A 21,133-nucleotide genomic window follows, 5' to 3' on the forward strand; every position below is an offset into this window, starting at 1 on the left:
GAAAACCGCTGGCCTTATGCGGAATAGCGCTGGAAAACGAGCGTTGCGTTGGTGCCACCGAAACCGAAGGAATTTGACAGGACGGTGTCGATCTTGGCGTTGTCGATGCGCTTGCGCACGATCGGCATGCCCTCGAATTCGGGGTCGAGGGTTTCGATATGGGCGCTTTCGCCGATGAAGCCGCCTTGCATCATCAGGATCGAATAGATGGACTCCTGAACGCCGGCCGCGCCCAGCGAATGGCCGGTCAGCGACTTCGTCGAGGTGATGAACGGCATCTTTTCGCCGAAGACTTCGCGGATGGCGCCCATTTCCTTGGAATCTCCCACCGGCGTCGAGGTGCCGTGGGTGTTGATGTAGTCGACGGGCGTGGAGACCGTCGCCAGCGCCTGGCGCATGCAGCGGACCGCGCCTTCGCCGGAGGGGGCCACCATGTCGTAGCCGTCCGAGGTCGCGCCGTAGCCGACGATCTCGGCGTAGATCTTGGCGCCGCGCGCCTTGGCATGCTCAAGCTCCTCAAGCACCAGCACGCCGGCGCCGCCGGCGATGACGAAGCCGTCGCGATTGACGTCATAGGCGCGGGACGCGGCCGAGGCCCTGTCATTGAACTTGGACGACATGGCGCCCATGGCGTCGAACAGGTCCGACATCGTCCAGTCGAGATCCTCGTGGCCGCCGGCAAAGACCATGTCCTGCTTGCCCCATTGGATCAGCTCGTAGCCATTGCCGATGCAATGCGCCGAGGTCGAGCAGGCCGACGAGATCGAATAGTTGACGCCGTGGATCTTGAACCAGGTGGCCAGCGTTGCCGACGCGGTCGACGACATCGCCTTCGGCACCGCGAAGGGGCCGATGCGCTTGGGGCTGCCGTTCTTCAGCGTGGTTTCGGCCGCCTCGACGATGGTGCGGGTGGAGGGGCCGCCCGAGCCCATGACGATGCCGGTGCGCTCATTGGTGATGTCGCTTTCGCCGAGGCCCGCATCGGCGATCGCCTGGTCCATGGCGACGTGGTTCCAGGCAGCACCTTGGCTCAGGAAGCGCATCGCGCGGCGATCGATCATGGCCGAGGGGTCGAGTGTCGGTGCGCCCCAGACCTGGCAGCGGAAGCCGTGCTCGGCAAAGGAATCGGAAAAGCTGATGCCGGATCTGGCGTCATGCAGCGAGGTCTGCACCTCGTTGGCATTGTTGCCGATCGACGACACGATGCCGAGGCCTGTGACTACGACACGTCTCATTCGCAACTCCTTCCAGGGATGCTGGCCAGTGGGTCGGCCAAGGGTGCGGTCAAGCGACCGCCGACTGCTTGGACAGACCGACCTTCAGGTCCGTCGCCGCATATATGGGCTCGCCATCCGCCTTCATCCAGCCATCGGCGATGCCCAGCACCAACCGGCCGCGCATGACACGCTTGAAATCCACGCCATACTCGACCTTCTTGACCGATGGCGTGACCATGCCCTTGAACTTGACCTCACCGGTCGACAGCGCCATTCCCTTGCCGGGTTCGCCGAGCCAGCCAAGATAGAAGCCGGTCAACTGCCACAAGGCGTCCAGGCCGAGGCATCCTGGCATGATCGGATTGCCGATGAAATGGCAGGCGAAGAACCACAGGTCCGGTTTGATGTCGAACTCCGCACGGATGAAGCCCTTGTCGAAGGCACCGCCGGTCTCGCTGATCTCGGTGATACGATCGAACATCAGCATCGGCGGGTAGGGCAGCTGGGCATTGCCCTCTCCGAACAGCTCGCCGCGGGCGCAGGCCAGCAATTCTTCGTAGTCGTAGCTGGATTTACCCGCCATCAATCTCGTCCCCATATCGTCCGGGCGGTAGCGCGCCCTTGTCGTTGGTGTCCTAACACAATCTGTTTCAGGCCGGAAACCGGCGTTTGCGCTTAACCCGCCAGTCTGCTCGGGTCAATGCGCGCTATTGATCGCATTCGGACGACAGAATATATGTCAACAGGGGTCCGGTTTCGGCAGACATTCATTTTTTTGCCATTCTGGGCGTGTCTTGAAGCGGGACTGTTGGCTTGGAAGACCAGATGGACCGGGGCTGCCGGAAGGAAAATGTCGCTGTGGACAAGCGGGTACGTGAAGCCGGCCTGAGGCCGACGCGGCAGCGCATTGCGCTGGCCGACCTGCTTTTCGCCAAGGGCGATCGCCATCTCTCGGCCGAGGAACTGCACGAGGAGGCGCTGGCCGCCGGCGTGCCGGTGTCGCTGGCCACGGTCTACAACGCGCTCCACCAGTTCACCCAGGCGGGTCTGCTGCGCATCCTCGCCGTCGAGGGCGCCAAGACCTATTTCGACACCAACACCTCCGACCACCATCATTTCTACATCGAAGGCGAAAACCGGATTTTCGACATCGCCAATGGTCCGGTGACGGTCACCAACCTGCCGGATCCGCCCGAGGGCATGGAAATCGCCAATGTCGACATCGTGGTGAGGCTGCGCCCCAAGCGCCAGGAATGACCGGTGAGGCCAGAACGATCGGCCCGGCCGGGAATGATCTGTCCGGCCAGAATAATCTGTCCGGGATGAAACCCCTCGAGCTGATAATCCGGCTCGAATGGGCTGTCGTGGCGGCCGTTGCGATCGTCTTCTACGCTTGGTCAGGCGTTTCCTGGTGGCTCTTCGGATTGCTCATCCTGGCGCCGGACCTGTCAATGTTCGGCTATCTCGGCGGGCCGCGCATCGGCGCCATCGCCTACAACGCCTTGCACATCCTCATCGTACCGGTGCTGCTGCTGCTCGTCGGGTCCCTGTCCGGTCATGCGGTCGCGAGCGCGGTCGCACTGATCTGGATCGCCCACATCGCCATCGACCGTGCACTGGGCTACGGCCTGAAACTGTCAACCGGTTTTCAGGACACCCACCTTGGCCCCATCGGGCGCAAGCGGGACGGCCTCAGTCCTTGACCCGCTCGCCGGGATAGGCGCCCCAGACCGCCGCCTGGGCGAGCCAGCCGGTGTGGCCGTCGAGCGTCATTTCGCACCACTGGCCGTCGCAGGACTTAATCGTGCCCATGACGCCCGGCTCGACGATCGCCACCACACGGGCATCCTTGTCGGGGCTTTTCATAAGGTTGATCTGGGCGCCCTTGCCGCGCTGCCAGGGCGCGATGATCGCCGTGCGCCGGCCTGACAGCAGCGACTGATTGATCCAGCCCTCCGAGCCATCCGCATCGCGCACGCGGCGCCACGTGTCGAATTCCTGGACGACCTCCATCGGCAGGCCGGCCTTCATATACATCCAGTCGACCGAGTAGTTGGCGCCGGGGCCGACGCGCGAATTGACGCGGCCGGACTTCAGGCTGACGAATCGCGGCAGCGGCAGGCCGCTCGGCCCGAGCGTGACGGCGCTCTGGGCGGGCGCGGCCGCGCTCTGCCCCGCGGCAAGTGGGGGATAGAGGAGAGCGCCGAGAAATGCTGCGCTGAGGGCCAGGCGAAGCGACGCGAAACCAGACACTTTCGTTCCTTTCGGCGCCGGCCTGGTGGCCTTGGCGCCCCTTTTTCTTTGTCTTCGGCGGCACCGCTTGTTACATGGGTAAATCGGCTACCGCGACCGGCTTTCAGTTTCGCCGGTCTTGGTTAAAGAGGTCTCAACGAGGGAAACAATGGTAGGCAAAAAGAAGCCTCTCGTGGTCATCACGCGAAAGCTGCCCGACCCGGTCGAGACCCGCATGCGCGAGCTGTTCGACGCCAGGCTGAATGTCGAGGACAGGCCGATGACGCAGCCGGAGCTGGTCGCCGCGGTCAAGGAAGCCGACGTGCTGGTGCCGACGGTGACCGACCAGATTGACGCGGCGCTGATCGCCCAGGCCGGCGACAACCTCAAGCTGATCGCCAATTTCGGCAACGGCGTCGACAAGATCGACGTGGCTGCGGCCGCCAAGAGGGGCATCACCGTCACCAACACGCCCAATGTGCTGACCGAAGATACCGCCGACATGACCATGGCGCTGATGCTGGCGGTGCCGCGCCGGCTCGCGGAGGGCGCCAATGTGCTCACCGGCGACAAGAAATGGGCCGGCTGGTCGCCGACCTGGATGCTTGGCCGGCGCATCTGGGGCAAGCGGCTGGGCATTGTCGGCATGGGCCGCATCGGCACGGCCGTCGCGCGCCGGGCCAAGGCTTTCGGCCTTTCCATCCACTATCACAACCGCCATCGCGTCTTGCCGGCGGTCGAGGACGGGCTGGAGGCGACCTATTGGGAGAGCCTCGACCAGATGCTGGCCCGCATGGACATCATCTCCGTCAATTGTCCGTCGACGCCCGCGACCTTCCATCTTTTGTCGGCACGGCGCCTGGCGCTGCTGCAGCCCACGGCCTATGTCGTCAACACCGCGCGTGGCGACATCATCGACGAGGAAGCGCTGGTCAAGCTGATTCAGGACGGCAAGATCGCCGGCGCCGGCCTCGACGTCTACGAGCATGAGCCGGCGCTCAATGCCAAGCTGCTCAAGCTCGCCGCCCGGCACAAGGTCGTGCTTTTGCCGCATATGGGTTCGGCGACGCTCGAGGGCCGCATCGACATGGGCGAGAAGGTCATCATCAACATCCGCGCCTTCGTTGACGGTCACCGCCCGCCGGACCGCGTGCTGCCGCTCAGAACCTGACGGTATCGCGGCGGCGCGCTCCTGGTTCGTTCTTCAAATGCAAGCCAAGGCTTACGAAAGAGCCTTGCGCATGGTGATAGAGGTCGGCCTGGCGTAGCCCTCATGCGCCGTCCGCCCGGTCTCGTGAAAGCCGAGGCGGGCAAAGGCGGCGTGATTGGCGGTGAGTTCGATACGCGTCTGCAACTCCAGCGCCGCCTTGCCGCGGTCGAGCGCGAGACGTTCGACCGCCTGCATCAGCCGCCGGCCGATGCCTCGCCTCTGGCAGTCCGGGGCGACGGCGAGCTTGCCGACATAAAGATCGTCAGCCCTTTCCTGGGCAAAGACGCAGCCGACGATCCTGTCGTCATCGAGAGCCACGAAACCGGTCTCGCGCAAGGCCTTGTCGCGCAGTGTATCGACGGTGAGCAGGTGAGCCGAGGACGGCGGGTCGATGACGCCGTCCATGAAGGCGAAGGCATGCATGATCAAGGCAAGCACCTCGTCCCAGCGGCCGAAATCGGCCGGAATGCGGTCGATTGTCAGGGGCATGGTCCGCTCCAAGATCAGCGTCTGCCGTAGCGGATCGTCTCAAAGCGCGCGGCGAGCGCATCGTAGAGCAGCAGCCGGCCGACCAGCGGCTCGCCAATGCCGGTGATCAGCTTGATGGCCTCCATCGCCTGCAGCGTGCCGACGACGCCGGTCAGCGCACCAAGCACCCCGGCCTCGGCGCAGGAGGGCACCAGGCCGGGCGGTGGCGCTTCGGGAAAGAGATCGCGATAGCCCGGGTTAGGCTTGCCATCCTTGCCGACCCCGAAAGGCTTCAGCACCGTCACCGAGCCGTCGAAGCGGCCAACGGCGGCATGCACCAGGGGTTTACGCGCGCTCGCACAGGCGTCGGCCACCGTATAACGGGTCTCGAAATTGTCGGAACCGTCGACCACTATGTCATATCGGGCAACGAGGGCAGGGGCGTTGTCCGCGCTCAGCCGGAACGTGTGCGTCTCGACCGCGGTGTTGGGATTGATGCGGGCGATTGCCGCCCTGGCGCTGTCGGTTTTCAGCTTGCCGACCGTATCGGTGTCGTGGATGACCTGACGCTGCAAATTGGAGAGCGACACGGTGTCGTCGTCGACAATGCCGAGCGTGCCGACGCCGGCCGCCGCAAGGTATTCGAGCACCGGCGCGCCCAGCCCGCCGGCGCCTATCACCAATACGCGCGCCTGCTTGAGCCTCTGTTGACCCGCACCGCCGACCTCCGGCAGCACGATGTGGCGGGCATAGCGTTCAATCTCGTCGGCGGTGAGCGTGGTGGTCATGTCAGGACAATACAGCGGCCGAAAAACCTTGTCAGGCGTCTTCGGTTGGCCCAACCGTGCCATGGTCGACCGTCAGGAACTGTGCGCGCCCCTTGAGGCTGGAAAACAGCGCGGCATCGGTTCCCGTCATGAAGGCCTGGCAGTTCAACTCCTCGAGGATCGAGAACAGTGCCGCCCGCCGCCCGCCGTCGAGGTGTGCTGCGATCTCATCCAGCAGCAGAATCGGCGTCATACCGGACATCTCGCCGGTTAGCCGTGCGTGCGAGAGCACGATGCCGACCAGCAAGGCCTTCTGCTCGCCGGTCGAACAGAGCTCGGCCGGCATCGCCTTGGGCCGGTGCCGCACCAGAAGATCGGAACGGTGCGGGCCTTCCAGCGTTCGTCCCGCGGCACGATCGCGATCACGTCCGCCGGCGAGCGCCCGGCGGAACCGCTCCTCGACATCGACCGCCGGTGCGCTGGAAACCTCGGCTTCCAGATCGCCTGAAAGGCTGATGTCGGCCTGAGGGAAAGGCCCTGTGTCGGGCAGCCTGTCGATCATGGCGGCGAGCAAGCGCACCAGTTCGGCGCGCGCCGCCGCAATAGCGACGCCCGTTTCGGCCATCTGCGTCTCGATCGCCTCGAACCAGCGATCATCCCGAGATCCGTCCGTAAGTAGGCGATTACGGCTCCGCATCGCCTTTTCGTAGTCGAGCGCACGCTGGCCGTGGCCGGGATCGATCGCCAGCACCAGCCGGTCGAGAAAGCGCCGGCGATCCGCGGCCGGGCCGGTGAACAGCGCATCCATGGCCGGCGTCAGCCACACCACGCGCAGCCATTCCAGCATGTCTTCGGCCGATCGGGCGGTCGCGCCGTTGATGCGAACCCGCCTGCCACCCTCGCCTTCGCCAACCGAAATGCCCGTGCCGATCTCGACCTGGCCGTCGGGCCCGTCGAGCCGGGCATGCAGCGCAAAGCCGCCGTCGCCGCCTTCGCGCGCGACATCGGCGTAAGGGGCACGGCGCAGGCCACGCCCGGGCGTCAGAAAGGAAATAGCTTCGAGCAGGTTGGTTTTGCCGGCACCATTGTCGCCGGAAAACACGACGGCGCCCGGGGCGAGATCGATTGCTAGCGCCGCATAGTTGCGGAAATTAGTAAGTGTAAGCTTACTTATATGTGTCTGTGCCGGCAACCGCTATCCGCCTATAGAAGTGCCGCAACTATTGCTGAGTCGGATCGATGACCTGCGGCTACACCCGCATCGGCATCAGCACGTAAAGCGCGGTCTCGTCGGCCATGTCGTGGATCAGGGTCGGCGAACCGGCATCGGCCAGCATGAATTTGGCTTCCGTGCCGGTCAACTGCGCGGCGACATCGAGCAGATATTTGGCGTTGAAGCCGATCTCGATCGGGTCGGACGAGTAATCGGCCGCCAGTTCCTCGGTGGCGCTGCCGGAATCCGGGTTGTTGACCGCAAGCGTCACCTGGCCTTCGCTGATCGAAAGCTTCACCGCGCGGCCGCGTTCGGAGGAAATGGTCGAGACGCGATCGACCGCGGCGGCAAAGCTCTGGCGGTCGAGGATCAGCTTCTTGTCGTTGCCCGTCGGAATGACCCGCTGATAATCGGGGAAGGTGCCGTCGATCAGCTTCGAGGTCAGGACCACGCTGCCGATGGTGAAGCGGATCTTGGTATCGGACAGTTCGGTGGTCACGGCGACATCCGGATCGTCGACCAGTTTCTGCAGCTCGCTCACCGTCTTGCGCGGAATGATGATGCCCGGCATGCCTTCGGAACCCGCCGGCGCATCGATTTCGGCGCGCGCCAGGCGGTGGCCGTCGGTCGCCACCGAGCGCAGCTTCAGCTTGCCGCCGACTTCATGCGTGTGCAGGTAGATGCCGTTGAGATAATAGCGCGTCTCCTCGGTGGAAATGGCGAACTGCGTCTTCTCGATCAGCCCCTTGAGGGCAACCGAGTCGAGCCGGAAGATATGCGAGAAGGATCCGGCCGAAAGTTCGGGGAAATCGGATTGCGGCAGGCACTGCAGGCGGAAGCTCGAGCGGCCCGACGTCACCGTCATGGCGTTGCCGTCCTCGTCCGTCTTCAGCATCACCTCGGCGCCGTCCGAGAGCTTGCGCACGATGTCGTAGAGCAGATGCGCGGGAACCGTCGTCGCCCCGCCACGCTCCACCTTGGCTGGGGTTGCTTCCGTCACCTCCAGGTCGAGGTCGGTGGCCTTCATTTCCAGGCTGGCGCCTTCGGCGCTGAGCAGCACATTGGACAGGATCGGTATCGTGTTGCGCCGTTCGACCACACGGTGGACGTGGTTGAGCGACTTCAGGAGATTTGACCGTTCCAGGATAACACGCATGACGAAACAGGCTCGCTTGAAAGGATGAGCGGGTCTCCGGCTGGCGGCGCCCCGCGAAAGGTCTGAACAGGCTCAGAATCTGCGTAAACTGACAGGAAAAAGCCAGCAAACGCAAGCCCGCGACACCGGTTCAGGCCGGCTGCGCGGGCTTTCTGGGGATAAACGCCGCGAAGACCGTCAGTCGGTGTGCTGAATCCGGAATCCGGATCGTCGCCAGCCGATGCCGCGAGCCCATTCCGGGCTCACCGCCGGGCAGGTAAGCTGTTGAATTCCAGCGCAGTTCCGGCTTGCCTGTCCTGAACGGTCAGGCCTGGTCGTTGATCAGCCGTCGCAGCAGCTCGAGTTCCTGTGCCAGCGTGTTGTCGTTGCCTGAAAGGTCCTCGATCTTGCGCACGGCGTGCAGCACCGTGGTGTGGTCGCGGCCGCCGAAGCGGCGTCCGATCTCGGGCAGGGAACGCGGTGTCATCACCTTCGACAGGTACATCGCGACCTGCCGCGGCTTGACGATGGTGCGCGTGCGCCTATTGGACAGCAATTCGGTCTTCGACACATTGTAGTGGCGCGCCACGATGCGCTGGATATCCTCGATGCGGACCCGCTTCGGCTCGCCGGTGCGATAGATGTGGCCGAGGATCTCGTCGATACGGTCGATGGTGATCTGCGGCTCGAACGACTGCCGGAACAGCAGCTGATTGAACGCGCCCTCCAGTTCGCGTCCGCTGCCGGTCACGGTGCGGGCGACGTGATTGAGGATCTCTTCGGAAATGTCGAGCGATGCGTCGTCGATCCTGGCCGTGGCCAGGCGCAGTTTGAGCATGCCGAGGCGCATGGCGAAATCGGGCGCCGACATTTCAAGCGCGACGCCGCCATTGAGGCGCGAGCGGACGCGCGGCTCCAGCGATTCCAGCTCCGACGGCGGCCGGTCGGCAGCGACAACGACCTGCTTGGCGCTGTCGAGCAGCATGTTGATCAAATGGCAGAATTCATGCTGGATCGACTTGCCCTGCAGGAACTGCATGTCGTCGATGATCAGGAGGTCGATGTCGCGCAGCTGCTCCTTGAGCGTCAGCGCGTTGTTGTCGCGGATCGCCGTGGCGAAGCGCCACATGAAATATTCCGCGGTGAGATAGACGACGCGGGACTTCGGGTTCTGCTTCAGCGATTCCGCCGCGATGGCCTGCAGCAGGTGGGTCTTGCCGAGCCCGACGGTCGCATGCAGGAATAGCGGATTGAAGCGCACGGCGCTCGACTGCGATTCCGCCACGGCCTTGGCGGCGGCGAAGGCCACCCGGTTCGACGGCCCCTCGATGAAGGAGCCGAACGTGTAGCGCGGATCAAGCGGCGACCCCAGCACATTGTGGCGGAACTCGCTCTCGACCGCCGCACCCGGGCGCGGCACGGGGGGGCGTTCCACCCTGCCGGGGCTCACGGTGCCGGCGGCCAGCGCCGTCTGCGTCTGTCGTGTCATCTTGCGCGCCGGCGCCAATTCCGGTTCGACATGGCTGCGCCCCTGACGGGTGGCCGTGCGCACCACGATCTCGATCTTGAGGAGATCGGCATCCTCCTGCTTCCACAGGTCGGAGATCAGGTCGAGATAATGGCCATTGATCCACGAGCGCAGGAACGCGGTGGGGACCGAGATGCGGACAATGCCCTTGGACGCTTCCGCGACCTTCATGCGGCCGAACCAGCTCGAATAGACTTCAGCTCCCAGACGCGCCTTCAACTGGGCCTTGACCCGGTCGAACTTCTGTTCCGCGTCGCTGGAGACCGCCATCTCGTTTGCTCCGATCAAAGTTCCAGGAAATGGGAGGTCGCCCGTAAGCTCCCTTTCGATGCCGCTCTGCATGATCGAGTTCCTTGTCTTTCTAGTACCTGTTTTTTCGCCGGGGATGCGCCTCCTGCATCCTTGTTTCCAGCGACTGTGTCTTCGCTACGATGCCCGTTGCCGCCGCCGGCAATGAACGTCGCCCAGTATCGGAGGGAACCGGTGCCGGCCCATGGAAGCCAGTCCGCGTTGGGTATGTCAGGGCAATACAACATCGTCCGGCGAAAAACGCCGGCGCGCTGTCAACCTGCCATGTCTCGTTACGCCAGTCCCCTACCGTATCGAAAAGAGCAAACCAAAGCCGTCCGCGGACTTGATCCGCGTCGCAAATCCCGCCAATTTAAGCTGGCCGCGTCAGGCTGGGTTAAGGGCCAGAGGCCCGTCCCCTTCGATGGATGGACATTACCGAAATCGCTGTGGATAGGGCAAGGCCACGTCTAACGGATTTTTAAGGAATCTGGTTACCTCCGGCGCCTTCGGGCGCCATACCGCAGCTGCGTATTTTGACAAAGCCATTGTGATTCAAACCCTTTTCCGGCGAATATGAAAAAGCCGGGGCGATACGAAATATTCTGAAATAATTCGCTTGACAGGCAGTTGTCCTCCCGTCCCTTTGGGGTGCTGTGGACAGGCTGTGGATGACCGTGAGTAACTATCTGAAAAATATTGCTTATTTATGATAATCGAGAATTTCTAGAGCGGCACTTTTTAAGCATATCAACCATCAGCGGGCATGTATGTGCCGGCAAAGCATTTCGAAGCTTGGAATCCGCCTTGGGCGACGTCTCCGAGCATTCTTTTTAAGTACTTGCCGGCAAACGAAAAAAACCCGGCACAATCGGCCGGGTTTTAGACAAGCTAGTCTGTATAGGCGATGTTAGGCCGACAGCACCTTGAGTCGTGCAGCCAGACGCGAGACCTTGCGGGACGCTGTGTTCTTGTGGATGACGCCTTTGGTTGCGGCACGCATCAATTCCGGCTCGGCGGCCTTGAAGGCGGCCTGCGCGGCAGTCTTGTCACCGGAGGCGAGCGCCTCCTCGACCTGGCGGACATAGGTGCGCACGCGCGAGCGGCGGTTCTTGTTGATCGCTGCGCGGCGGGCGATCTTGCGCGTTGCCTTTTTGGCCGAGGATGTGTTGGCCATGATGCCTCTCTTCTGATCTGGTCGGCGCACGCGGCATGCCGCAGGGCGCAAAAAACAAACGGGCAGCCACAGGGCCGCCTCGGTTGGTGCGGCTTATAGTTCAGCTTTTCCGGCGCGTCAACGCTGCCTGGCGTTCTTTTTGGCCGACGCCACAGGGTTTCGATCGCGGGCGGGCACGGCTCTACCGGTTGGCGAAATTCGGCTTCCGCTTTTCGGCGAAGGCCGCCATGCCTTCCTTCTGGTCTTCGAGCGCGAAAAGCGAGTGGAACAGACGACGTTCGAACCGCAATCCCTCGGCCAGCGTCGTCTCATAGGAACGGTTGACGGCTTCCTTCGCCATCATCACCGACGGAAGCGAGAAGTCGGCGATCTTGGCCGCCGCCTTGACCACCTCCTCGACAAGCTCGGCGGCGGGCACGACCCGCGACACCAGGCCTGAGCGCTCGGCTTCCGCCGCATCCATCATCCGTCCGGTCAGGCACATGTCCATCGCCTTCGACTTGCCGACAAACCGGGTCAGGCGTTGCGACCCGCCCATGCCGGGAATGACGCCGAGCGTGATTTCGGGCTGGCCGAATTTGGCCGTGTCGGCGGCAATGATGAAGTCGCACATCATTGCCAACTCGCATCCGCCGCCGAGCGCGTAGCCGGCCACCGCGGCGATAACGGGTTTCCGCACCCGCGTCAGCTCTTCCCAGCCGACGAACAGGTCCTGCAGATACGCATCTGCAAAGGAGATTGCCTGCATTTCCTTGATGTCGGCGCCGGCGGCAAAGGCCTTGTCGGAACCTGTAATGACCACGGCGCCGATGCCGGCGTCGGCATCGAAGTCTTTCACGGCTGCGACCAGTTCGGCGAGTAGCTGAAGGTTCAGCGCATTGAGCGCCTTTGGCCGGTTCAGAGTGACCAGTCCGACCTTGCCGCGCGTCTCGGTGATGATCGTTTCATAGGCCATGGCTGCTTCTCCTCGCTCGACCCCGGTCTAACTAGCTCTGACACGTCCGGCAATAGAAGGTCGAGCGTCCGCTCTGCACGACACGCTCGATATGGCCGCCGCAGCCGGGCTTCGGGCAGGGCTCGCCCTCACGGTCGTAGACGGCGAAGGAATGCTGGAAATAGCCCAGCGATCCATCGGTGTGCATGTAGTCGCGCAGCGAAGACCCGCCGGCGGCGATGGCGTCCGATATGACAGAGCGGATCGCCTCGGCGAGGCGTTCGCTTTGTTGTCTGGCCTTCTTGCCAGGCTTGGCGATGGTGCCCGCCTCGCGCAAGGGCGACAGACCGGCGCGCCAAAGCGCCTCCGAGACATAAATATTGCCAAGTCCCGCGATCAGCTTCTGGTCAAGAAGTGCTGCCTTCAGCGGCGATCCGCGACCTTGCAGCAACGAGGCGAGCAGCGCGCCGTCCAGCGTATTGCCCGTTGGCTCGACGCCCAGTCCGGCCAGCATTGGGTGCGTCTCCGGCGATCCTTCCGCAAACAGCATGAAACCGAAGCGGCGCGGGTCGTTGAAGATCACGCGTGACCGGGCGCCGTCGGCACCGACCACATCGAACACGACATGGTCGTGTGCCGTGCTTTTCGAGCGCTCGTGGTGGAACACGCCGGGTGTCTCGCCGTCGTCGCCGGTCTCGATGCGAAAGGAGCCCGACATGCCGAGATGGCAGATCAGCACCGGGCCGTCCTGCACATGCATGGTCAGATATTTGGCCCGGCGGCCGAGTGCAGTGATGGTCCTGCCGGTCAGCCTTTCCGAAAACCGTTCGGGAAAGGGAAACCGCAGGTCTGGCCGACGCGCCTCGACCCTGGTCAGACGGGCACCTTCCAGGACCGGCTGCAGGCCACGCCGGACCGTTTCGACTTCGGGCAATTCAGGCATGGCCGCCAATCATCGCATGGAAAGAAGTGCCGTGGCGGCCAGGCGCCAGCCCGAGGTGTTCGGCGACGGTTTCGCCGATATCGGCGAAGGTCGTTCTCAGTCCGATGTCGCCACCTGCCAGACCCGGTCCCATGCCGATCACCGGGATGCGTTCACGCGTGTGATCGGTCCCTCGCCACGTCGGATCATTGCCGTGGTCGGCCGTCAGGATGAGCAGGTCGCCCTGCCGCAGTTTGGCGAATGCTTCCGGCAGCCGTCGGTCGAAGGCCTCGAGCGCGGCGGCATAGCCGGCGACGTCGCGGCGATGGCCGAATTCGGTGTCGAAATCGACGAAATTGGCGAAAACGAGATCGCCGTCGCCGGCATCGTCCATCGCACCGAGCGCCTTATCGAACATGGCCATGTTGCCGGCGGCCTTGCGCACTTCCGAAATCCCGCGATGGGCGAAGATGTCACCGATCTTGCCGACGGCGATGACGCGGCTTCCCCGCGCCGTCAGCCGGTCAAGCAAGGTCGACTCCGGCGGTGGCACGGCATAGTCATGGCGGTTGTAGGTCCGCTGGAAGGTGGCGGCGGTCTCGCCGACGAACGGCCGTGCGATCACGCGCCCGATTCTGAGCGGATCAACCAGCCGGCGCACCACCTGACAGAATTCATAAAGCCGATCCAACCCGAAATGAACTTCATGCGCGGCGACCTGCAGGACCGAGTCGACGGAGGTGTAACAGATCGGCTTGCCGGTACGGATGTGTTCCTCGCCGAACCGTTCGATGATCTCGGTGCCCGGCGCATGGCAGTTGCCGAGAATGCCAGGCACCTCGCCCTCGCGGATCATCGCCGCGGTCAGATCTGCCGGAAAGGCGGGAACCGTATCCGGGAAGTAACCCCAGTCGAAACGCACAGGCAGCCCGGCGATCTCCCAGTGGCCGGAGGGCGTGTCCTTGCCGCTCGAAACTTCCTGTGCCGCGCCATGGAAGGCGTTGGCGACCAGATCCGTCCCGAAATGGGCAAAACCCAACCCTGTCGCCGTCTCCGCTGCCTTGCCAAGCCCGAGCGACGCCATATGCGGGACGAACAGCGGCCCTTGCCGAAGCCGCTCGCGATCCGCGCGCCCTTCGGCGCAAGCTTCGGCGATATGCGCAAGCGTGTTGGCGCCGGCGTCGCCATAGCGTTCGGCGTCGGCCGCACCGCCGATGCCGAAAGAGTCCAGGACGAAGAGGAAAGCGCGCGCCATCGGGTCATTGTTGCCAGTTTGGACGCCCAGACATAGGGTTCCAAGGCGGCATTGGCAATTCGGAAACCAAACGGCAACGGCTTGGCGCGATAGTCCTGTCCATGTCGCCCGAAAGTGCGCAGCGGTTTGGGTCAACGACATGGACAAACCAAGAGAGCATGTCGCCCACAAGCGCGCGCGGGTTTGGGGCAACGACGGCAGGCCCAATCCGACCTGTAAAGCATCGCGACGCACGGGCTTGGGCATGGATCGAAGGAAACGCATGAACGCCGCGCTGAAGACATGTGCTGCCCTTGTGGTCATGCACGGCGCGCTCTGCTGTGGTCCGGCGCGGGCCGACTGGCGCGACGATATCGGCACATTCCGCATTGGCATCGTCGCCGAGCCCGGCGCCGGCAACACCGTTCCGGGACTGGCGCTGCTGACGCAATCCTTTACCAACGCCCTTGGCATGAAGGTGGAGTTCGTCGTTGCGCGCGATTACGCGGCACTGATCGAGGCGCAGGCCAACGCCCGGATCGAGTATGCCATCTATTCGGCGACGGCCTACGCGACGGCGCTGCAGCGTTGCGGATGTGTCGAACCGCTTGTGGCTCCGGTCGATTCCGATGGTGCGGCCGGCATCCGCTCCGTGCTGTTGACCCGGGACGGCAAGCTGTCCGGCCTGGCGGCGATGGAGACGCACCGGATCGCCATGCCGCCGGCGGACAGCATCGGGGGCTCGCTTTTGCCGCTGACGGAGCTGGCCGCCGAACACGCTGAGATAGCCGAGGATGCCCCGTTTCTCATCCATGCCGATACGGCGTCCGCGGCGGAAGCCATGCTTGTCGACGGCCAGGCCGACGCCACGTTCGGTTGGGTGAGGGCCGCGGCCGACGGCCAGCCGCTGCTATCCGGTGGCACGCAGGCCAGGCTCGAAGCGGCCGGCCTTTCGCCATCGGCCCTCCAGGTCGTGTGGATGTCGAGCCTGCTGAGATACGGTCCCCATGCCGTGCGCAGCGATCTCGACCCGGAAGCCAGGCGCCGGCTGACCGTGTTCCTCACCAACCTCAAATCGACGACGCCGGATGTCTACGATCTCCTGGAATCGAAGCACTCCGGCGGCTTTCTGACCGTGGCCCGAAAGGATTATGCGACGGCCGAGGCCATCGTGCGCCTGGTGTCGGCCGATGGTGGCCGGCAGTAAAAGGCTTCAGCAATCGCCGCAGGGGATGGTCAGGCTTCTGCGCGGACGCAGATAGTAGGTCTCGCCCATCGGGATCGTGGTGGTGAGGGATTTGGTCAGCCCAAGCTTTTGTTGGGTGTCCGTCGTCCAGCCGATGATCGGCGTATAGCTCAGATTGCTGTCGACGCGGATGAGAAAGGTGCCGGCCACCTTGAGCGTTGCCGGAACCGTTGTGGCCGTGCCCGCGGCAGCCGCGGCACTATAGACGCCAGTGTCAACCTTGCGCGACCACACGACCAGGACCTTGGGCGGTGTATCGGTGGTGACCTGTATTGCCGTGATGGTGATGTTCGGCGTCGAGCGGTTGTAGGGCTGAATGGTCGAGGTGCCGATTTTCATGATGGCGTCGAGATCCGCCTTGACGATGGTCGGCTGCTGCGTGACGAGATCGGCAACCATGCTGCCGATGCGGCTGACCTTCTTGCTGGTCTCGATGGCCTGCGAAGCCTCCATGGTCATGAAATACATGACCAGCAGAATCGGAACGATAAGAGCGAACTCGACCGCCGCGATGCCCTTGCGGTTAGACCAGAATCCGATCGCCCTGCTCCAGGACTCCGCAATTTTCAGATGTGCCCCCGCACGCATCATGGCATTTGCCTTTTTCTTGTTGGTAGTTCCGAACTCAATTGTCGAACGGCTCGTTCTGCCAGGTCACCGACGCAAAATGCAGCGTCCTGCCACCACTCAGATTGGCCATCGACTTGGCCATCAGATCGGTCATGACAGGCCATTTATAGAAGACCCGCAGCATGTTCTTCGATTCCGCCAGGCCAGGCGTGTTTGCGAAAGTCTGTGAGTTCGTGCCTTGCATCAGCACGACATCGCCGTTCTGAATCTTGAAGGTCGCGGTGGCCGCGTCCGCGAAGGTCGGATACTCGCGAAGGTCCACCAGCAGCTGTTGCGGGCAATCCGTGGAGACGATGATCTGCAGCCTGCCGCAGATCAGGGTCGTCAATTTGCTCCCGGCGACATCGGCCGGCCGCAGCTGGCCCGTGCGCAACTGACGCGCGACATCGTCGGTGATGTTGGCCATCACTTCCTGGCCGGCGAACGAGATGCAGCTTTCAAGGATGGCGAATACGAGGAGGGCGAACGGCAATGCAAGTATCGAGAATTCGATGGCCGTGCTGCCACGGCGATTGCGAACGAAGCGCGTCAGAAACCCGGCGCGCTCCGCCTTGTGCTGATCTGTCGAGCTGAATTCGTTGCCCATGTCCTGTTCCTGCCACCCCTGGACGGTTCCGACAGGTGTATTAGCGCAAACCAATTGAGGCCCGGTTTGAATGATCGTTAAAGTCGGCGCGGGCGCCTTAACCGGCCGGTAACCTGGACAGGCTGGTGGGGCGCGCAGCCTACTTGCTTGCGCTCATCTCGGCCTCGGAGGATTTTTCGGCCTCGCTCTTGTAGGAGCTTTCGCAATAGGGCGTGCAAGACATGGTCTGGACCTCGGCACGCCGGTAAATGCGAACCGACGAGGCCGCCTGCCGCACGACGGTAACCTGCGCGTCGACGATCGGGCTGCCCTCCTGGTCGAGAACGACGAGATTGGTGACACCGAAACCCTTGCCGGTGAGCACGATCGTGGAGGCGTCCTGGACGGAGGCATCGGCGATGGCCGGGTTGCCGACGACGATCGTGTCGGCGGGACGCGACAACTTCACGATCTTGGCCTGATTCATCGTCACTTCGATATCGGCGGCGGCCATGGCTGGCGTGATCAAGCTCGTGGCGGCAAGAAGCACGGCAATCAGGATTGAGGATCTCTGCACGGCCATCGATGCGCTCCCGCAAGCAAACTGTTCAACGGAACATGAACGAGATTGGTGAACCAACGGTTAAGGCCGCTTGCCGACGCCGGATGTGACGATCGGCGTGGCTGTTCACATGGCCGGATCCGCGCCGGTCGCAAGCTTTGCCAAAGCCCTTGCCTTTTGCGGCATTGGCTTGGGAAACAGTACATTAGCCAGCGCTTAGCGTCGGGTTAACCACGCGCTCCGTTCGAGCCGGGAAAGGAATCGGTAAGGCTGTTTATTAAGCCGATCGAAAGAGCTTCTCCCTAGATTGGCAGCATCCGATCAACCATCACAGAAGTTGACGGAAGTGCTGTAACACGTGGAGTAGGAGCTCTCGAATGTCTAACCTTTTTGCACGTTTCGTGAAGGACGAATCCGGCGCGACCGCTATCGAATATGGTCTGATCGCCGCCCTCATCGCGCTCGCCATCATCACCGGCGCCGGCGCCCTCGGCAATGCAATCAATGCCAAGTTCTCCAACATCGGCAACACCCTGAACTCCAGCGGCAGCTAATCCGCTTATTGCTGAACGTTCAGATTGTCTTTCTGACAGGGGCCGCCCATATGGGCGGCCCCTGTTTATTGTTGCTTGTCGAAGTCGCGGCCGACAGAGCCGCGTGTTCATCCCAGACCTCATCAATCGTTAATCGATCCATTCTAGATTGAGCCCGTGAACAATAGGCATGGCGCCGATGCTTGAAGCCCTGATCTTCGTCGTCTTTCCGTTCTGCATGCTGTTTGCAGCGATCTCCGACATGCTGTCGATGACAATTGCCAATCGCGTGTCGGTGCTGCTTGTCGTCGTGTTCGCGCTGGTCGCGCCGCTGACGGGTATGGAATGGGCAGCCTATGGCTGGCATTTCGCCGCCGGCGCCTTGGTCCTTGCCGTGACGTTCGGCCTGTTCGCGATGGGTGGCATGGGAGGCGGCGACGCCAAGCTGCTGGCCGCAACGGCCGTGTGGATGGGGTTGAACATCCAGCTCGTCCAATACCTTGTGGTCTCGACACTCATCGGCGGCCTGCTGACGATCGCCATCCTGCTGTACCGGAAGTCGCCGCTGGCGGTTTTGACGGGCCGCAATCCGTTCCTGCGCCATTTCGCGGAAGAGTCGGTCGGGATTCCCTACGGGATCGCGCTCGGCCTTGGCGGGCTGCTGACCTATCCGGATTCGCCTTTGATGGTGTGGGCGCTGGCCAGGCTTGCGAGCTGAACGCGATCTGTTTTCCATTTCCCCGACCGCATTGCCGGGCCGGCTTTGAAATGAGCCTTGGCCAGGCCCCTTGAATCCGCAGCGGCACGATCCAGCTAATTTATGTAAACCTTAAATTAATCACGATCGTAAGCATTACATTAACCTTGTTTTGACGATTGCCGCTGCAAAGTCCGGCTTGGCTACGTGGTTTGCCAAGGGCGAGGTTCGGACAGATGCCAGCATCCCGACTTATTATTCTGAGCGTGGCGGTGGCCGCGGCGGGTGGCGCTGGCTATGTCGCGAAGAACATGGTCGCAGCGCCGCCGCCGCAGATCGTGGTCGATTCCGGCCCCCAGGCTCCCGCCGTGCCCCTGCAGGACGTGCTTGTGCTCTCGGGCGATGTCGCGATGGGCAACGCGCTTCAGAACAACATTTCCTGGCAATCCTGGCCGGCCGACGGCGTCAACGCGAATTTCATCACCAAGGCCAATGCTCCCGACGCCCTGGAGAAATTGAAGGGATCGATCGCCCGTGTGCCGATGTATGCCGGTGAGCCGGTGCGGCGTTCCAAGCTGATCGGCGAGGGGCAGAGCTTCATGTCGTCCATCCTGCCCTCCGGGATGCGGGCGGTCGCCACGACCATCTCGGCCGACACTTCGGCCGGCGGCTTCATCCTTCCCAACGATTTCGTCGACGTCATCATGACCCGCAGGGCGGATGCCAACAGCGGCAGCACCGGCTTCAACACCGAAACCATCCTCAAGAACATCCGCGTCCTGGCAATCGACCAGACGATCCAGGAAGACGAGGAGGGCAAGAAGACCAGGGTGGGCCAGACCGCCACGCTGGAGCTGACGCCCAAGCAGGCGGAGATCATCACCGTCGCCCAGCAGATGGCGGATCGCCTGACGCTGGCCTTGCGCGCGGTCGCGGACACCCAGGAAAAGAATGTGGGCGAGGCCGACTATCTCGTTTCCGGCAATGGCCGCAAGGGAACGGTGAGACTGATCAAGTCGGGCGAAGTCTCCGAAGTAGGGGCAAGGAAATGAGGCTAAGCGGTAAACTGCCGGCAATCGCAGCCGCGGCATTGGGCCTGCTGCTCGTCGGAACGAATGTGCAGGGCGTCGTCGAGGCGAAGAGCACGCAGGTATCGGCCACGACAGCCACGCAGCGCGTCAAGCTCGGCCTCAACAAATCGGTGGTCATCGACCTGCCGAGCGATGCCTACGACATTCTCGTCGCCAACCCGACCGTTGCCGATGCGGTGACCCGCACCGCAAGGCGTATCTATCTGTTCGGCAAATCGGTCGGCGAGACCAACATTTTCGTCTTCGGTCCGAACGGCGAACAGATCGCCAGCCTGGACCTGGCAGTCGAACGCGACGTCGCCGGCCTGGAGGACTATATCAAGCGGTTCCTTCCGACCTCGGACGTCAAGGTGGAACTGCTGAACGACAACGTCGTCTTGACCGGAATGGTCGATACGCCGCTGGACGCGAAGCGGGCGGTCGACCTGGCGACGATCTTCGTCTCCGGCGGTGAAGCAACGACCGGACAGTATTCGCAGACCGCGGCCGGCGGCTCGGCCCAGGGCGGCGTCGACATCAACAACCCCGACCAGGAACGACGCGTCTCGAAGATCGTCAATCTTCTGCAGATCATCGGCGACGACCAGGTCACGCTCAAGGTGACCGTCGCTGAAGTCAGCCGCTCCGTGATGAAGCAGCTCGGCGTCAACATGATCGCCAGCGGCAACAGCAACGGTATCAGCTGGAATGCGCTGGGCTCGCAGAATTACGGCTTGGGCAAACCGCTATCGCAGTACTCAGGCTTTGGCCTCGGCAACCCAGGCTCGCCCTTTCAGGCCTACATAAATGCGATGGAACAGTCGGGAGTCATGAAAACCCTGGCTGAACCGACGCTGACGGCGGTCTCGGGTGAGAAGGCGACATTCAAGGTCGGCGGTGAGTTCAACATCATTACCCAGCGCTCACAGAACGTATCACAACAGAACCAGACCGGTCAGATTACGTACACCAACCAGCAGATCGAATACGGCATTGGCCTCGAGTTCCAGCCAGTCGTGCTGTCGGCCGGCCGGATCAGCCTCAAGGTCAGGACCTCGGTGTCGGAGCCAACGACGGAAGGCGCCACCACCGTCGAAGGCGCGGGCAACTTGCCTGGAACCACATTGTTGTCGATCCGCAAGCGCCTGGCTGACACAACGGTCGAGTTGCCTTCCGGCGGCTCCATGATGATTGCGGGTCTGGTCCGAGACGACGTGCGACAAGCGGTCTCCGGACTGCCAGGTCTGGCCAAGATACCGGTCCTTGGCACCTTGTTCCGCAGCCGGGACTTCGTGCGCAACGAAAGCGAGCTGGTGATTTTCATCACGCCCTATCTGGCGAAGCCGGTGGCACGCAACGATCTCGCCAAGCCAGACGACAACTTCAACCCTGCCAGCGACGGCGCCGCCAACTTCCTTGGCAAGGTCAATCGCGTCTACGGCACCATGCAGACCGATAAGCCCAACGGCCGTTACCACGGCGTTGTCGGCTACATCTACAAGTGA

At 62.8% G+C, this 21,133-nt stretch carries 23 protein-coding genes; 8 read left to right on the forward strand and 15 right to left on the reverse strand.

All coding sequences use genetic code 11. The annotated features are described in order from the left end of the window. Positions 1-14: 14 nt before the first annotated feature. Together fabB and fabA are read right to left on the reverse strand one after the other, a co-directional pair. Positions 15-1,235, reverse strand: coding sequence for a beta-ketoacyl-ACP synthase I (gene fabB / locus ACVILI_RS08640; RefSeq protein WP_010913331.1), 1,221 nt, complete (start codon positions 1,233-1,235; stop codon positions 15-17). 49 nt (positions 1,236-1,284) lie between these two features. Then, the gene (gene fabA, locus ACVILI_RS08645) at positions 1,285-1,800 is read right to left on the reverse strand and encodes a 3-hydroxyacyl-[acyl-carrier-protein] dehydratase FabA (RefSeq protein ID WP_010913332.1); all 516 of its coding nucleotides are present in this window, start codon (positions 1,798-1,800) and stop codon (positions 1,285-1,287) included. Positions 1,801-2,042: 242 nt separating this feature from the next. On the opposite strand from fabA, the gene irrA reads away from it, so the two are divergent. Next, complete coding sequence (irrA, locus tag ACVILI_RS08650; RefSeq protein ID WP_010913333.1) at positions 2,043-2,474, forward strand: iron response transcriptional regulator IrrA; 432 nt, start codon at positions 2,043-2,045, stop codon at positions 2,472-2,474. Further along, positions 2,471-2,920 (forward strand): DUF4260 domain-containing protein, encoded by a 450-nt coding sequence (locus tag ACVILI_RS08655; RefSeq protein ID WP_019863083.1) that lies wholly within the window; start codon positions 2,471-2,473, stop codon positions 2,918-2,920. The genes irrA and ACVILI_RS08655 overlap by 4 nt, the downstream gene beginning before the upstream one ends. Here the strand turns inward: ACVILI_RS08655 and ACVILI_RS08660 are convergent. Continuing rightward, positions 2,910-3,470, reverse strand: a complete 561-nt coding sequence (locus tag ACVILI_RS08660) for an SH3 domain-containing protein (RefSeq protein ID WP_038652052.1) — start codon at positions 3,468-3,470, stop codon at positions 2,910-2,912. The two genes, ACVILI_RS08655 and ACVILI_RS08660, sit on opposite strands and share 11 nt — an antisense overlap. A 148-nt stretch (positions 3,471-3,618) precedes the next feature. Here ACVILI_RS08660 and ACVILI_RS08665 point away from each other — a divergent pair, with 148 nt between their 5' ends. Continuing rightward, a complete protein-coding gene (locus ACVILI_RS08665) occupies positions 3,619-4,620 on the forward strand; it encodes a 2-hydroxyacid dehydrogenase (protein WP_019863085.1) in 1,002 nt (333 codons plus the stop codon). A 51-nt stretch (positions 4,621-4,671) separates the two neighbouring features. Here the strand turns inward: ACVILI_RS08665 and ACVILI_RS08670 are convergent, their stop codons facing one another. From ACVILI_RS08670 to ACVILI_RS08710, 9 genes are all read right to left on the reverse strand, one after another. Then, positions 4,672-5,148 carry a GNAT family N-acetyltransferase gene (locus tag ACVILI_RS08670; RefSeq protein ID WP_038653806.1) on the reverse strand — a complete coding sequence of 159 codons (477 nt, stop codon included), beginning with the start codon at positions 5,146-5,148 and terminating at the stop codon, positions 4,672-4,674. Positions 5,149-5,162: 14 nt separating this feature from the next. Beyond that, entirely contained in the window at positions 5,163-5,915 is a 753-nt protein-coding gene (locus ACVILI_RS08675; protein ID WP_038652054.1) for a molybdopterin-synthase adenylyltransferase MoeB, read from the reverse strand. Between the two features lie 31 nt (positions 5,916-5,946). Next, on the reverse strand, positions 5,947-7,086 hold the full coding sequence (gene recF, locus ACVILI_RS08680) for a DNA replication/repair protein RecF (protein WP_038652060.1): 1,140 nt from the start codon (positions 7,084-7,086) through the stop codon (positions 5,947-5,949). 58 nt (positions 7,087-7,144) lie between these two features. Then, complete coding sequence (gene dnaN, locus ACVILI_RS08685; protein WP_010913340.1) at positions 7,145-8,263, reverse strand: DNA polymerase III subunit beta; 1,119 nt, start codon at positions 8,261-8,263, stop codon at positions 7,145-7,147. Positions 8,264-8,567: 304 nt separating this feature from the next. Next, on the reverse strand, positions 8,568-10,112 hold the full coding sequence (dnaA, locus tag ACVILI_RS08690; protein WP_064984633.1) for a chromosomal replication initiator protein DnaA: 1,545 nt from the start codon (positions 10,110-10,112) through the stop codon (positions 8,568-8,570). Between the two features lie 856 nt (positions 10,113-10,968). Next, positions 10,969-11,235, reverse strand: coding sequence for a 30S ribosomal protein S20 (rpsT, locus tag ACVILI_RS08695; RefSeq protein ID WP_019863090.1), 267 nt, complete (start codon positions 11,233-11,235; stop codon positions 10,969-10,971). Between the two features lie 181 nt (positions 11,236-11,416). After that, entirely contained in the window at positions 11,417-12,190 is a 774-nt protein-coding gene (locus ACVILI_RS08700; protein WP_019863091.1) for an enoyl-CoA hydratase, read from the reverse strand. 31 nt (positions 12,191-12,221) lie between these two features. Then, on the reverse strand, positions 12,222-13,112 hold the full coding sequence (gene mutM / locus ACVILI_RS08705; RefSeq protein ID WP_019863092.1) for a bifunctional DNA-formamidopyrimidine glycosylase/DNA-(apurinic or apyrimidinic site) lyase: 891 nt from the start codon (positions 13,110-13,112) through the stop codon (positions 12,222-12,224). Beyond that, entirely contained in the window at positions 13,105-14,346 is a 1,242-nt protein-coding gene (locus tag ACVILI_RS08710) for a phosphopentomutase (RefSeq protein ID WP_038644388.1), read from the reverse strand. Before ACVILI_RS08710 ends, mutM begins: the two co-directional genes overlap by 8 nt. A gap of 262 nt (positions 14,347-14,608) precedes the next feature. On the opposite strand from ACVILI_RS08710, the gene ACVILI_RS08715 reads away from it, so the two are divergent. Beyond that, positions 14,609-15,532: a phosphate/phosphite/phosphonate ABC transporter substrate-binding protein gene (locus ACVILI_RS08715; protein ID WP_038644389.1), complete on the forward strand. Its 924-nt coding sequence runs from the start codon at positions 14,609-14,611 to the stop codon at positions 15,530-15,532. A gap of 6 nt (positions 15,533-15,538) precedes the next feature. Here the strand turns inward: ACVILI_RS08715 and ACVILI_RS08720 are convergent, their stop codons facing one another. The 3 genes from ACVILI_RS08720 to ACVILI_RS08730 all read right to left on the reverse strand — a co-directional run bounded on the left by ACVILI_RS08720 (position 15,539) and on the right by ACVILI_RS08730 (position 17,349). After that, positions 15,539-16,162 (reverse strand): TadE/TadG family type IV pilus assembly protein, encoded by a 624-nt coding sequence (locus tag ACVILI_RS08720; protein ID WP_038644392.1) that lies wholly within the window; start codon positions 16,160-16,162, stop codon positions 15,539-15,541. A 34-nt stretch (positions 16,163-16,196) separates the two neighbouring features. Next, a complete protein-coding gene (locus ACVILI_RS08725; protein ID WP_019863096.1) occupies positions 16,197-16,787 on the reverse strand; it encodes a TadE/TadG family type IV pilus assembly protein in 591 nt (196 codons plus the stop codon). A 139-nt stretch (positions 16,788-16,926) separates the two neighbouring features. Next, positions 16,927-17,349: a pilus assembly protein N-terminal domain-containing protein gene (locus tag ACVILI_RS08730; protein ID WP_019863097.1), complete on the reverse strand. Its 423-nt coding sequence runs from the start codon at positions 17,347-17,349 to the stop codon at positions 16,927-16,929. Between the two features lie 356 nt (positions 17,350-17,705). On the opposite strand from ACVILI_RS08730, the gene ACVILI_RS08735 reads away from it, so the two are divergent. From ACVILI_RS08735 to ACVILI_RS08750, 4 genes are all read left to right on the forward strand, one after another. Then, a complete protein-coding gene (locus ACVILI_RS08735; RefSeq protein ID WP_019863098.1) occupies positions 17,706-17,882 on the forward strand; it encodes a Flp family type IVb pilin in 177 nt (58 codons plus the stop codon). A gap of 178 nt (positions 17,883-18,060) precedes the next feature. Continuing rightward, on the forward strand, positions 18,061-18,579 hold the full coding sequence (locus tag ACVILI_RS08740; protein WP_038652062.1) for an A24 family peptidase: 519 nt from the start codon (positions 18,061-18,063) through the stop codon (positions 18,577-18,579). A 215-nt stretch (positions 18,580-18,794) separates the two neighbouring features. Then, positions 18,795-19,610: a Flp pilus assembly protein CpaB gene (gene cpaB / locus ACVILI_RS08745; protein WP_010913352.1), complete on the forward strand. Its 816-nt coding sequence runs from the start codon at positions 18,795-18,797 to the stop codon at positions 19,608-19,610. After that, positions 19,607-21,133 (forward strand): type II and III secretion system protein family protein, encoded by a 1,527-nt coding sequence (locus tag ACVILI_RS08750; RefSeq protein WP_027047728.1) that lies wholly within the window; start codon positions 19,607-19,609, stop codon positions 21,131-21,133. Before cpaB ends, ACVILI_RS08750 begins: the two co-directional genes overlap by 4 nt.

The organism is Mesorhizobium sp. USDA 4775, from assembly GCF_054062655.1.

Bases quoted from the DNA above. Each gene is read 5' to 3' on its own strand.
- fabB (WP_010913331.1), bottom strand. From the start codon at position 1,235: ATGAGACGTGTCGTAGTCACAGGCCTCGGCATCGTGTCGTCGATCGGC.
- fabA (WP_010913332.1), bottom strand. From the start codon at position 1,800: ATGGCGGGTAAATCCAGCTACGACTACGAAGAATTGCTGGCCTGCGCC.
- irrA (WP_010913333.1), top strand. From the start codon at position 2,043: ATGGACCGGGGCTGCCGGAAGGAAAATGTCGCTGTGGACAAGCGGGTA.
- ACVILI_RS08655 (WP_019863083.1), top strand. From the start codon at position 2,471: ATGACCGGTGAGGCCAGAACGATCGGCCCGGCCGGGAATGATCTGTCC.
- ACVILI_RS08665 (WP_019863085.1), top strand. From the start codon at position 3,619: ATGGTAGGCAAAAAGAAGCCTCTCGTGGTCATCACGCGAAAGCTGCCC.
- ACVILI_RS08670 (WP_038653806.1), bottom strand. From the start codon at position 5,148: ATGCCCCTGACAATCGACCGCATTCCGGCCGATTTCGGCCGCTGGGAC.
- ACVILI_RS08675 (WP_038652054.1), bottom strand. From the start codon at position 5,915: ATGACCACCACGCTCACCGCCGACGAGATTGAACGCTATGCCCGCCAC.
- dnaN (WP_010913340.1), bottom strand. From the start codon at position 8,263: ATGCGTGTTATCCTGGAACGGTCAAATCTCCTGAAGTCGCTCAACCAC.
- dnaA (WP_064984633.1), bottom strand. From the start codon at position 10,112: ATGCAGAGCGGCATCGAAAGGGAGCTTACGGGCGACCTCCCATTTCCT.
- rpsT (WP_019863090.1), bottom strand. From the start codon at position 11,235: ATGGCCAACACATCCTCGGCCAAAAAGGCAACGCGCAAGATCGCCCGC.
- ACVILI_RS08700 (WP_019863091.1), bottom strand. From the start codon at position 12,190: ATGGCCTATGAAACGATCATCACCGAGACGCGCGGCAAGGTCGGACTG.
- mutM (WP_019863092.1), bottom strand. From the start codon at position 13,112: ATGCCTGAATTGCCCGAAGTCGAAACGGTCCGGCGTGGCCTGCAGCCG.
- ACVILI_RS08710 (WP_038644388.1), bottom strand. From the start codon at position 14,346: ATGGCGCGCGCTTTCCTCTTCGTCCTGGACTCTTTCGGCATCGGCGGT.
- ACVILI_RS08715 (WP_038644389.1), top strand. From the start codon at position 14,609: ATGAACGCCGCGCTGAAGACATGTGCTGCCCTTGTGGTCATGCACGGC.
- ACVILI_RS08720 (WP_038644392.1), bottom strand. From the start codon at position 16,162: ATGATGCGTGCGGGGGCACATCTGAAAATTGCGGAGTCCTGGAGCAGG.
- ACVILI_RS08725 (WP_019863096.1), bottom strand. From the start codon at position 16,787: ATGGGCAACGAATTCAGCTCGACAGATCAGCACAAGGCGGAGCGCGCC.
- ACVILI_RS08730 (WP_019863097.1), bottom strand. From the start codon at position 17,349: ATGGCCGTGCAGAGATCCTCAATCCTGATTGCCGTGCTTCTTGCCGCC.
- ACVILI_RS08735 (WP_019863098.1), top strand. From the start codon at position 17,706: ATGTCTAACCTTTTTGCACGTTTCGTGAAGGACGAATCCGGCGCGACC.
- ACVILI_RS08740 (WP_038652062.1), top strand. From the start codon at position 18,061: ATGCTTGAAGCCCTGATCTTCGTCGTCTTTCCGTTCTGCATGCTGTTT.
- cpaB (WP_010913352.1), top strand. From the start codon at position 18,795: ATGCCAGCATCCCGACTTATTATTCTGAGCGTGGCGGTGGCCGCGGCG.
- ACVILI_RS08750 (WP_027047728.1), top strand. From the start codon at position 19,607: ATGAGGCTAAGCGGTAAACTGCCGGCAATCGCAGCCGCGGCATTGGGC.